Source organism: Mycobacterium shigaense, from assembly GCF_002356315.1.
Lineage (GTDB): Bacteria > Actinomycetota > Actinomycetes > Mycobacteriales > Mycobacteriaceae > Mycobacterium > Mycobacterium shigaense.
Map to the genome: position 1 here is coordinate 1,838,245 of NZ_AP018164.1, position 11,487 is coordinate 1,849,731.

General features: G+C 67.0%; 11 protein-coding genes. 8 read left to right on the forward strand and 3 right to left on the reverse strand.

The genetic code is table 11. The annotated features are described in order from the left end of the window. The first annotated feature begins 322 nt into the window (after window positions 1-322). The 4 genes from MSG_RS08630 to bla are packed head-to-tail and all read left to right on the forward strand — an operon-like array spanning window position 323 to window position 5,865. Window positions 323-2,605, forward strand: a complete 2,283-nt coding sequence (locus MSG_RS08630; RefSeq protein ID WP_162899175.1) for a polyribonucleotide nucleotidyltransferase — start codon at window positions 323-325, stop codon at window positions 2,603-2,605. After that, window positions 2,586-3,953: a M16 family metallopeptidase gene (locus tag MSG_RS08635; protein ID WP_096438810.1), complete on the forward strand. Its 1,368-nt coding sequence runs from the start codon at window positions 2,586-2,588 to the stop codon at window positions 3,951-3,953. Before MSG_RS08630 ends, MSG_RS08635 begins: the two co-directional genes overlap by 20 nt. Before the next feature lie 4 nt (window positions 3,954-3,957). Next, window positions 3,958-4,986, forward strand: coding sequence for a nitronate monooxygenase (locus MSG_RS08640; RefSeq protein WP_096438812.1), 1,029 nt, complete (start codon window positions 3,958-3,960; stop codon window positions 4,984-4,986). 6 nt (window positions 4,987-4,992) lie between these two features. After that, window positions 4,993-5,865: a class A beta-lactamase gene (bla, locus tag MSG_RS08645; RefSeq protein WP_096438814.1), complete on the forward strand. Its 873-nt coding sequence runs from the start codon at window positions 4,993-4,995 to the stop codon at window positions 5,863-5,865. 3 nt (window positions 5,866-5,868) lie between these two features. Here bla and ald read toward each other — a convergent pair whose 3' ends face one another. After that, window positions 5,869-6,984: an alanine dehydrogenase gene (gene ald, locus MSG_RS08650; protein WP_096438816.1), complete on the reverse strand. Its 1,116-nt coding sequence runs from the start codon at window positions 6,982-6,984 to the stop codon at window positions 5,869-5,871. A 67-nt stretch (window positions 6,985-7,051) separates the two neighbouring features. Here ald and MSG_RS08655 point away from each other — a divergent pair, with 67 nt between their 5' ends. Beyond that, window positions 7,052-7,567, forward strand: a complete 516-nt coding sequence (locus tag MSG_RS08655; protein ID WP_096438818.1) for an HTH-type transcriptional regulator AldR — start codon at window positions 7,052-7,054, stop codon at window positions 7,565-7,567. A gap of 77 nt (window positions 7,568-7,644) precedes the next feature. Here the strand turns inward: MSG_RS08655 and MSG_RS08660 are convergent, their stop codons facing one another. Both MSG_RS08660 and MSG_RS08665 read right to left on the reverse strand, forming a co-directional pair. Further along, window positions 7,645-8,169, reverse strand: a complete 525-nt coding sequence (locus MSG_RS08660) for a GNAT family N-acetyltransferase (protein WP_232011196.1) — start codon at window positions 8,167-8,169, stop codon at window positions 7,645-7,647. Then, on the reverse strand, window positions 8,166-8,738 hold the full coding sequence (locus MSG_RS08665; protein ID WP_096444242.1) for a TetR/AcrR family transcriptional regulator: 573 nt from the start codon (window positions 8,736-8,738) through the stop codon (window positions 8,166-8,168). Before MSG_RS08665 ends, MSG_RS08660 begins: the two co-directional genes overlap by 4 nt. 168 nt (window positions 8,739-8,906) lie before the next feature. Between MSG_RS08665 and MSG_RS08670 the strand changes: the two genes are divergently transcribed. From MSG_RS08670 to MSG_RS08680, 3 genes are all read left to right on the forward strand, one after another. After that, window positions 8,907-9,956: a Rieske 2Fe-2S domain-containing protein gene (locus MSG_RS08670; RefSeq protein WP_096438820.1), complete on the forward strand. Its 1,050-nt coding sequence runs from the start codon at window positions 8,907-8,909 to the stop codon at window positions 9,954-9,956. After that, window positions 9,953-11,041: an NAD(P)H-dependent amine dehydrogenase family protein gene (locus MSG_RS08675; protein ID WP_096438822.1), complete on the forward strand. Its 1,089-nt coding sequence runs from the start codon at window positions 9,953-9,955 to the stop codon at window positions 11,039-11,041. The genes MSG_RS08670 and MSG_RS08675 overlap by 4 nt, the downstream gene beginning before the upstream one ends. Before the next feature lie 89 nt (window positions 11,042-11,130). Then, window positions 11,131-11,463 (forward strand): DUF732 domain-containing protein, encoded by a 333-nt coding sequence (locus MSG_RS08680; protein ID WP_162899176.1) that lies wholly within the window; start codon window positions 11,131-11,133, stop codon window positions 11,461-11,463. Window positions 11,464-11,487: the final 24 nt, after the last annotated feature.

Sequence of the window (11,487 nt, forward strand, 5' to 3'; positions counted from 1 at the left end):
TGGCACCGCGCGGTCGCCCGTGTAGCATGAGAGCGTTCTGGGCCGGTTCGGCCCGAGCAAACGGTGCGGTCCGCGCAGATCCGTGCGTTCCGTTCCAGCGTGTCACTGCATAAGTCCAAGGAAGCAGCCCTGTCTGCATCGGGCGGTCTTCGGTAGTGGCTGCCGGGCTCTCCGGATCTGGGGCAGGTCGGCCGCTTCGATCGACGGCCGTAGCCGTATTCAGACACTCAATCCTGCTTCTCGTGCTCGCCGAGCACGCCTGCGGGTTTCGCATGGACGCGCGAAAAAGCTGAATAACTCGAGAGAGGCCGTACGGACACCTATGTCTGTAGCTGAAATTGAACAAGGCGTGTTCGAAGCGACCGCCACCATCGACAATGGGACCTTTGGTACCCGCACCATCCGTTTCGAAACCGGCCGGCTCGCCCTGCAGGCCGCCGGATCCGTAGTCGCCTATCTGGACGACGAGAACATGCTGCTGTCGGCGACCACCGCCAGCAAGTCACCCAAGGAGCACTTCGACTTCTTCCCGCTGACGGTCGACGTCGAAGAGCGGATGTACGCCGCCGGCCGCATCCCCGGCTCGTTCTTCCGTCGCGAGGGCCGCCCCTCCACCGACGCCATCCTGACCTGTCGGCTGATCGACCGCCCGCTGCGGCCGTCGTTTGTCTCCGGGCTGCGCAACGAGATCCAGGTCGTGGTGACGATCCTGAGCCTGGATCCCAACGACCTGTACGACGTGCTGGCGATCAACGCCGCGTCGGCCTCGACTCAGATCAGCGGGCTGCCGTTCTCCGGTCCCATCGGGGGCGTGCGGGTCGCGCTGATCGACGGCCAGTGGGTCGCATTCCCGACCGTCGAGCAGCTCGAGCGCGCCGTGTTCGACATGGTTGTCGCCGGCCGCAAGGTCGGCGAAGGCGACCAAAAAGACGTCGCGATCATGATGGTCGAGGCCGAGGCCACCGAAAAGGTCATCGCACTGGTCGAGGGCGGCGCCCAGGCGCCGACGGAAACCGTTGTGGCCGAAGGCCTGGAGGCAGCCAAGCCGTTCATCGACGCGCTGTGTACCGCCCAGCAGGAGCTGGCCGATGCAGCCGCCAAGCCCGTCGGCGACTTTCCGACGTTCCCGGACTACCAGGAGGACGTGTACTACGCGGTCGCCTCGGTGGCCACCGACGAGCTTGCCAAGGCGCTGACCATCGGCGGCAAGGCCGAGCGCGACGCGCGCACCGACGAGCTCAAGGCCGAGGTGGTCGCGCGGCTCGCCGAGACCTACGAGGGCCGGGAGAAAGAGGTCAGCGCGGCGTTCCGGGCGCTGACCAAGAAGCTGGTGCGCCAGCGCATCCTGACCGACCACTTCCGCGTCGACGGCCGCGGCATCACCGACATCCGGGCGCTGTCCGCCGAGGTCGCGGTCGTGCCGCGCGCGCACGGCAGCGCGCTGTTCGAGCGGGGCGAGACCCAGATCCTGGGTGTGACCACCCTGGACATGGTCAAGATGGCCCAGCAGATCGACTCGCTGGGGCCGGAGACCTCCAAGCGGTACATGCATCACTACAACTTCCCGCCGTTCTCCACCGGTGAGACGGGCCGCGTCGGCTCGCCGAAGCGGCGCGAGATCGGGCATGGCGCGCTGGCCGAGCGGGCGCTGATTCCCGTGCTGCCCAGTGTCGAGGAGTTCCCGTACGCCATCCGTCAGGTCTCCGAAGCGCTCGGCTCCAACGGCTCGACGTCGATGGGATCGGTGTGTGCGTCCACGCTCGCGCTGCTCAATGCCGGGGTTCCGCTCAAGGCGCCGGTGGCCGGCATCGCAATGGGCCTGGTCTCCGACGACGTCGAGGTGGACGGCAAGACGGAGCGCCGCTTCGTCACCCTCACCGACATCCTGGGCGCCGAGGACGCGTTCGGCGACATGGACTTCAAGTGCGCCGGCACTAAGGACTACGTCACCGCGCTGCAGCTGGACACCAAGCTCGACGGCATCCCGTCGCAGGTGCTGGCGGGCGCGCTGGCGCAGGCCAAGGACGCCCGGCTGACCATCCTCGAGGTCATGGCCGAGGCCATCGACGCACCCGACGAGATGAGCCCGTACGCGCCGGTGGTGACCACCATCAAGGTCCCGGTCGACAAGATCGGTGAGGTCATCGGTCCCAAGGGCAAGATGATCAACTCCATCACCGAGGAGACCGGCGCGCAGATCTCCATCGAGGACGACGGCACCGTGTTCGTCGGTGCCACCAACGGTCCCTCGGCGCAGGCCGCGATCGACCGGATCAATGCCATCGCCAACCCGCAGCTGCCGACGGTTGGCGAGCGCTTCCTCGGAACCGTGGTCAAGACAACGGATTTCGGTGCGTTCGTGTCGTTGCTGCCGGGGCGTGACGGTCTGGTGCACATCTCGAAGCTCGGCAGGGGCAAGCGCATCGCCAAGGTCGAGGACGTGGTGAACGTCGGCGACAAGCTGCGCGTGGAGATCGCCGACATCGACAAGCGCGGCAAGATCTCCCTGGTCCTGGTCGCCGAGGAGGGCGGGGCCGACAACGGAGCCGCGCCCGCAGCCGATTCTCCGGAGGCCGCACCAGCCGATGCCGCCAGCCCAGCCTAGAAGGCCAGCAGCTGATCCCGCGCTGCGGCGGGGCGCCCACCCCGTGGCAGCGAAATCCGAACACCACACGGCTCTGCGCCGTACCACGCTGCCGGGCGGCCTGCGGGTGGTCACCGAGTTCCTGCCTGCGGTGCGGTCGGCCTCGGTCGGCGTCTGGGTCGGTGTCGGATCGCGCGACGAGGGCGCCACGGTGGCCGGGGCGGCGCACTTCCTGGAGCATCTGCTGTTCAAATCGACGCCGACCCGTACTGCCGTCCAGATCGCTCAGGCGATGGACGCCGTCGGGGGCGAGCTGAACGCGTTCACCGCCAAGGAACACACCTGCTACTACGCCCACGTGCTGGACAGCGACCTGGAGCTGGCCGTGGACCTGGTCGCCGACGTCGTGCTCAACGGCCGCTGCGCGGCCGCCGACGTCGAGCTCGAGCGCGATGTCGTGCTCGAGGAAATCGCGATGCGCGACGACGACCCGGAGGACGCGCTGGGCGACATGTTTCTGGGTGCGCTGTTCGGCAACCACCCGGTCGGCCGGCCGGTGATCGGCAGCGCGCAGTCCGTGTCGGCGATGACCCGAACCCAGCTGCACTCGTTTCATGTGCGGCGCTACACGCCGGAGCGGATGGTCGTCGCGGTGGCCGGCAACGTCGACCACGACGGGGTGGTCGCGCTGGTGCGCGAGCACTTCGGGTCGCACCTGGTACGCGGCCGCCAGCCCATCGCGCCGCGCAAGACGACCGGGCGGGTCAACGGAAGACCGACGCTGGCCCTGGCCAACCGCGACGCCGAGCAGACCCACGTGTCGCTGGGCGTTCATACGCCCGGGCGCGGGTGGGAACACCGCTGGGCGCTGGCGGTGCTCAACACCGCGCTGGGTGGCGGCCTAAGTTCCCGGCTGTTCCAAGAGGTCCGCGAACTGCGCGGGCTGGCCTACTCGGTGTACTCGGCGCTGGACATTTTCGCCGATAGCGGGGCGTTGTCGGTGTATGCCGCGTGCCAGCCGGAGCGGTTCGCCGAGGTCATGAAGGTGACCGGCAAGGTACTCGAATCGGTGGTTCGCGACGGCATCAGTGACGCCGAATGCCGCATCGCCAAAGGCTCGTTGCGCGGCGGGCTGGTCCTCGGGCTGGAGGATTCCAGCTCCCGGATGAGCCGCATCGGGCGCAACGAGCTCAACTACGGCAAACACCGCAGCATCGAGCAGACCCTGCAGCGGATCGACGACGTGACCGTCGAGGAGGTCAACGCGGTGGCCCGCCGGTTGCTGAGCCAACGCTATGGTGCGGCGATCGTGGGTCCGTATGCCTCGAAACGGTCGCTGCCCCAACAACTTCGGGCGATGGTATCTTAACCGCATGGTACTGGGCTTTTGGGACATCATGGTGCCCATCGTGGGCGCGCCGATGTCCGGCGGACCCGGTAGCCCGGCGCTGGCGGCCGCGGTGTCCAACGCGGGCGGGCTCGGCTTCGTCCCCGGCGGGTACCTGAGCGCCGACAGATTCGCCGAGGACGTCGCCGCGGCGCGCGCCGCCACCACCGGCCCGCTCGGCGTCAACCTGCTTGTGCCGCAACCCAGTGTCGCCGACTGGGTGCAGCTGAACTATTACGCCTACGAGCTCGAGGGCATCGCCGACCACTACCAGGTGGCGGTCGGCCAGCCCGAGCACGGCGACGACGACGACTGGGAACGCAAGCTCGACGTCGTCTGCGATCTGCGTCCGGAGCTGGTGTCGTTCACCTTCGGTGTGCCGTCACCGGATGTGATCCGGCGGTTGGGCGCGCAAGGGCTACTGGTGATGATCACCGTGACGTCGGCCTACGAGGCGGGCATCGCCGTCGCCGCCGGCGCCGACAGCCTGGTGGTCCAGGGACCCGACGCCGGCGGACACCGCGCGACCTTCGCGCCGGACATGGAACCCGGCACCGAGTCGCTGCATCAACTGATCGACAAGATCCACCGGAACCACCGCGACGTGCCGATTATCGCCGCCGGCGGGCTGGGCACCGCCGAGGACGTCGCGGGCGTGCTACGCAGGGGAGCGGTGGCCGCACAGGTCGGCACCGCGCTGCTGCTCAGCGACGAGGCCAACACCACCACCGCGCAACGCACTGCCATGAAGAACCAGCTGTTCGCCAAGACGATTGTCACGCGCGCGTTCTCGGGCCGCTACGCCCGCGGCTTGGAGAACGAATTCATCCGGCTGTTCGACACCATCGCGCCGCTGGGCTACCCTGAGGTCAATCACATGACGCTCCCGATCCGGGAGGCGGCCACTGCCTGGGAGGACCCCAACGGAATGAACCTCTGGGCCGGAACGTCCTTTCAGGAGGCGCAGACCGGGCCGGTCGCCGATATCGTCGCGAGCCTCGCGGCTACCGACTGACGTATCGTGTCTGATCTGTCACGGCGGCGAATGTTGTTGGGCACCATGGCGATTTCGGCGCTGAGCGCCTGCGGGCGCGCCGCCGCCGATCCCGCAGACGACCGCCTCGGCGAATGGGAGCGCCGCTACAACGCGTACGTAGGGCTCTTCGCAACCGACATCGCGTCCGGACGCACGTGCGCGCACCGCGCCGACGACCCGTTCGCGATGTGCTCTACGTTCAAGGCCTACACCGCCGCATGTGTGCTGCAAAAAGCGCAGCGCGGCGAATTGGAGCTACAGCAACCGGTCTTCATCGATCCGTCGGGGCTGCTGCCCTACTCTCCGGTGACCGCGCCGCACGCCGGCAGCACCCTGCCGCTCGCGCAGCTGTGCGCGGCCGCGTTGCAGCGCAGCGACAATGTCGCGGCGAACCTGCTGTTGCGGGAGATCGGCGGGCCGCAGGCCATCACCGACTTCGCCCGCTCCGTCGGCGACGACCGCACCCGGCTGGATCGCTGGGAGCCCGACTTGAACTCTGCGATCCCCGGCGACCTTCGCGACACCAGCACTCCGCGAGCCCTGGGCGGCGGGATCCAAAAACTGCTCACCGGAACGGTTCTCGACGACGCGCATCGCAGTCAGCTGGAGGACTGGATGCGCGGCAACGTCACCTCGACCATGCGCGCCGGCCTGCCGGCGGGGTGGACCACCGCCGACAAGACCGGCACCGGCAGCTACGGCAGCACCAACGACGTCGGCATCGCCTACGGACCGGCCGGCCAGCGGGTGCTGTTGTCGCTCATGACGCGCTCGGCGTCGTCGAACCCCGACGCCGACGGGCTGGGCCCGTTGATCGCCGACGTGACCGCGGCGGTGCTGGGCTGGCTGACCGGTTGAGCGTCAGCGCAGCACGCCACCAGGCTCGGTGAAAGGCAAACCCAAATCCGCGGCCACCTGCTCGGACAACAGTGCGCCTTCATGCGTCGAAAGTCCTTTGGTCAGTGCGGGATCCGACCGGCAGGCAGCCTGCCAGCCGTGGTCGGCGAGCTTGAGCACATACGGCATGGTCGCGTTCGTCAGGGCAACGGTCGCGGTCTTCGGTACGGCGCTGGGCATGTTCGCCACGCAGTAGAACAAGGTGTCGTGCACGGCGAAGGTCGGGTCGTCGTGGGTGGTGGGCCGTGAGTCTTCGAAGCATCCGCCCTGATCGATGGCGATGTCGACCAGTACCGCACCGGACTTCATATGCGCGACAAGCGAATTCGAGATCAGCGTCGGTGCTTTGGCGCCGGGCACCAGGACGGCACCGATCACCAGGTCGGCGCGCTTGACGGCGCCCTCCAGCTCGTAGGCCGACGAATAGCGAGTCTGGATGCGACCGCCGAACTCGGCGTCGAGCAACCGAAGCTTGCCGATGTTGACGTCGAAGACCATCACGCTGGCCCCCATGCCGCCGGCAATTCGGGCGGCGTTGTAGCCGGCGGTGCCGCCGCCGATGACGACGACGTCGGCGGGCTTGACGCCGGGCACCCCGCCCATCAGCACGCCGCGCCCGCCGTGCGTGCGCATCAGGTGATAGGCCCCGACCTGAGCCGACAGCCGCCCGGCGACCTCGCTCATCGGCGCGAGCAACGGCAGCGCGCCTTCGGCGGTCTGGACGGTCTCATAGGCGATTGCTGTTGCGCCGGAAGATAATAGCGCCTCGGTGCAGGCGCGGGATGCGGCCAGATGCAGGTAGGTGAACAACACTTGCCCGCGGCGCAGCCGGGAGTATTCGCTCGGGATCGGCTCCTTGACCTTGAGCAGCAGGTCGGCTTCGGCCCACACTTCGCCGGCGGTGTCGGCCAGCTGGGCACCGGCCGCCTTGAACTCCGCGTCGGGGATCGCCGAACCGTCTCCGGCGCCCGCCTGCACCAGCACCTCGTGGCCGCGGCGGGTCAGCTCGGCCACTCCGGCCGGGGTGATCGCCACCCGGAATTCGTTGTTCTTCGTTTCGGTAGGGATGCCGACGCGCATGCAACAAGTGTGAAGAAAGTTCGAAGAAATCGCAAATATTATGACAATAATTCGCTAAATTGGGGATATGGACGATAGTTCGACGGAAATCGCCACGGAATTCGCTGAGCCGCCGAAGGATGTTCGGCCGGCCGATCTCGACGACGTGGACCGGCGCATCCTGGGGCTGCTGCACGCCGACGCGCGGATCACCAACAACGCCCTGGCCGAGGCGATCGGCATCGCGCCGTCGACCTGTCATGGCCGAGTCCGACGCCTGGTCGACCTCGGCGTCATCCGCGGCTTCTACACCGACATCGACCCGGTCGCGGTCGGATTGCCCTTGCAGGCAATGATTTCGGTCAGCCTGCAGTCCGGCGCGCGCGGCAAGATCCGCAGCTTCATCCAGCAGATCCGGAGCCGGCGGCAGGTGCGCGACGTCTATTTCCTCGCCGGCGCAGACGACTTCATCCTGCATGTCGCGGCTCGCGACACCGAAGACCTGCGCTCGTTCGTCGTCGAAAACCTCAACGCCGACGCCGATGTCGCCGGCACCCAGACATCGCTGATCTTCGAGCACCTGCGCGGGGCCGCGCCGATCTAGGTCTGGCGGGACGCTCGATCGCCGGTCGGTCACGAACCCGATACCGGCGGTTCGCAGACCTGAGCGCGCCGGGGCGCTCAGTCCAGGGGCGTCGATCGATCTCGCCGATAGCCGATGTGGGGCACCTTGATGCCGGACAGTGGCGTCCAGATGTAGCTGCGGCCGTCGAGCTGGAAACCGCGGTTCTCGTAGAACTCGCGCGCCTTATGGTTCTTTTCGGCGCACCACAGAATCACGTCGTTCGACGGGTTGGTGCGCACCGCCTTGCTGAGCAAGCGGGCTCCGATGCCGAGTTTTTGCGCTTCCTCGGCGGTGTAGAGGGCCTCGAGCCGCAGGGTGTCGGCAATAGTGCCGTCGGGTCCGCAGATCATCATGCCGAGGATCTTGTTGCGCGCCTCGGCAATCCACAGGCCCCAGCCCGGACGGTTCACCGCCTCGGGATATTTGACCTCGGCCCACCATTTCGGCGTTGCCATCACATCGAGCAGGTAGTCCTCGATGATTCCGGCCCAGGACTGCTTCCACACCGGGAAGTGCATGTCTGCGACTTTCGCGAATTCCTTCGGTTGGGCCCGTCGGATCTTGACGCCGCTCGACTTCACACCTGGGAGTGTCCCAGATACGCCGCCAGGGCGTTGGTCAGGCCGCGCCGGGCCAGCTCCAGGTCCGCGTAGGAGCCCAGCTGCCGCTCGGACACCAGGCCCCGCATCGCGCCCGGGATGAGTGCGGCGACCTCGCGCACGCGTTCCGGATCGACGTCGAGGCCGGCGAAGGCGCTCTGACAGGTTTCCAGCCAGCTTTTGCCCCAGGAGAACAACTCGGCGGCGGTGCGCGGGTAGAGCCGTTCGAGTTCGCCCGGGTCGCGGGGAAGGGCGGCCCGCAAGTTTTCGATCGCGCGCGAATCCGACGACGCCAGTCCGTTGTAGAGGGTGTCGATGATGGCGCCGACGCGCTCGCGCAGGGGCGCATCGGGGCGCACCGGTCCAAGTGTCGAGAACGTCGCGGCGCGCCGCTCGGCGGTGCGGTGCAGCACCGCGGCCCAGAAACCATCGGTGTCGCCGAACTGGTACTGCACGGCGCCCCAGGTGGCGCCGATCTCCTTGGCAATCCGGTTGGCCGAAACCGAGCCCGGTTCGCCGGAGGCCAGCGACCGCAGCGCAGCCTCGAGCATGCTTTCGCGCGTCGCGCTGCCGCGCCGATTGGGGCGCCGGCCGGCGATTCCGGCCTCGCCAGCCTGCCGAGTCATTCGCCCAGCCTAACGGTTCTGCAGGTTTCATAGAGGGTACTTTGATTTCGGGGAGATGCCGCCTATGATTCCTACCCGTGGAGGGAAGCTCGGATGGCTAAGCCGCCGTTGTCGATGAAACCGACGGGATGGTTCCAGGTCGCCTGGTCGGCCGAGATCGGCGCCGGCGACGTGCACAAGATGAAGTACTTCGACCAGGAGATGGTCGCCTGGCGTGCCGAGTCCGGCCAGCTGACGGTGATGAACGCCTACTGCGAACATCTGGGCGCGCACCTGGGTTACGGCGGCAAGGTCGTGGGCGAGGTGCTGCAATGCCCGTTCCACGGCTGGCAGTGGAGCGCCCAGGGCCGCAACGTCTGCATCCCGTACCAGGACCGCCCCAACCGCGGCCGCCGCATGCGGACCTATCCCGTGGTGGAGCGCAACGAGTCGGTCTACATCTGGCACGACGCGCAGGGTCGCGATCCGTACTTCGACGTCCCGGACGTGTTCGCCGCGTTCGCCGACGGCGGCAGCGCCGACGGCTACTACCCCCAGCAGCGGCTGTACCGCGCGGGCCTGGAATTGCATCCGCAGTACGTGCTCGAAAACGGGGTGGACTTCGCGCATTTCAAGTACGTGCACAACACCCCGATCGTGCCGGTCTTCACCCGCCACGACTTCGGCGAACCGGTGTCGTTCGTCGACTTCACCATCACCTTCGAGGGCGACGACGCTCAGTCGATCGAGGACGTCAACAGCGGCGTCGAGGCCATCAACGGCGGTCTGGGCGTCGCGGTTACCAAGAGCTGGGGAATGATCGACAACCGCACCATCTCGGCGATCACCCCGGTCGACGAGTTCACCTCCGACGTACGTTTCATGGTCTACATCGGCCGTACGGCGCACAAGGATCCCGTTCGCGCCGAGGCCAAGGCGGCCGAGTTCGGCCGCGAGGTCATCCGGCAGTTCGAGCAGGATATCGAAATCTGGCGCCACCAGCGCTACTCGGATCCCCCCGCGCTGGCCACCGACGAGTACGCGGGCTTCACGGCAATTCGCAAGTGGGCCAAGCAATTCTATCCCGACGACAGTTCTGTCCTGGCGGGCGGCGCCGCCGCCGCCGACGTGTATGCCGCAGCTCAGAAAGGCGGAGACGAATGAACGCACCCGCTGCGCCCGTTCGCGTGTTCCAGGTCGGAAGCGGAAACGTCGGCACGGAGATGATCAGGCGGATCGCGACCCAGCCAGACCTCGAACTGATTGGCGTGCATGCCTATTCGGCCGAGAAGGTCGGCAAGGACACCGGCGAGTTCGCCGGCCTGGACGCCAACGGGGTGAAGTTCACCGGGACCGTCGATGAGATCATCGCCGCCAGGCCGGACGTGCTGACATTCCACGGTGTGTTCCCCGACGAGGACCTCTATGTCAAGGTGCTCGAGGCGGGCATCGACATCGTCACCACCGCCGACTGGATCACCGGCTGGCACCGCGACATCAACCACCCGCACCCGTCCGGCAAGCGGGTCAGCCAGCTGCTGGCCGAGGCGTGTGCCAAGGGTGGCGCGACCTTTTACGGCACGGGAATGAACCCGGGGCTCAACCAGATCCTCGGCGTAGTGTGCTCGGCCGACGTCGCCGACATCGAAAACGTCACCACCATCGAGTCCGTCGATGTGTCGTGTCACCACTCCAAGGACACCTGGATCGAGGTGGGCTACGGCCTGCCGGTCGACGATCCGTCGATCCCGTCGAAGTTGGAAAAGTACACCCGCGTCTTCGCCGACAGCGTGCTGATGATGGCCGACTGCTTCGACCTGCCGCTCGACGAGGTCAAATTCAGCTACGAGCTGGGCGCCTGCACCAAGGACGTCGACCTGGGCTGGTACCTCCTGCCCAAGGGATCGCTCGGCGGAAACTACATCAGATATCAGGGCATGGTGGACGGGGTGCCGCGCGTCGAGACGCACTTGGAGTGGCAGATGACGCCGCACACCGACCCGCACTGGGACATCAAGGGCTGCTACATCACTCAGATCAAGGGCGACCCGTGCGTCTACAACAAGCACATGATCTTCCCCAGGCCGGGCGTCGACCTGTCCAATCCGGACAACTTCGCCTCCATCGGCATGACCGTCACCGGCATGCCCGCCCTGGCGGCGATCAGGTCGGTGGTGGCGGCGCGGCCGGGCCTGATCACCAGTGCGGACCTGCCGCTTCGCGCTTTCGCCGGGCGGTTCAAGAAGTAACCGAAAAGCCGACTATTTCGCTGGTCTTCATGTACGTGCCGCTTTGCCCCCGCACAATGTCGGCACCCACGAAGAAGGAGACGCGTCGAATGGCTTCACCTCGCTGGCCGGCCAGGATCGTCACGCCGCTGATGGCCGGTGCTGTCCTGCTCTGTACCGCCGGGACCGCCTCCGCCATCACCCCCCACGATGTCGACTTCCTGAACAGACTGCGCGGCCTCGGCTTCAATTGGCCGTCGCCTCAGGAGGACGCTGACATCGTCAACATGGGCCACCAAATCTGCATCGATCGCTGGAATGATTTCTCGCAGGACGCGCTTGCCCAGGACATTCACGGCACCCTGGGCCCCAAAGGCGTGAACTTCTCCGACGTCACCACCATGATCAGCCTCGCCGAAGACATGTTCTGCCCGTACCACTGATCCTCGCCGGCGCTCGTCTCGGGC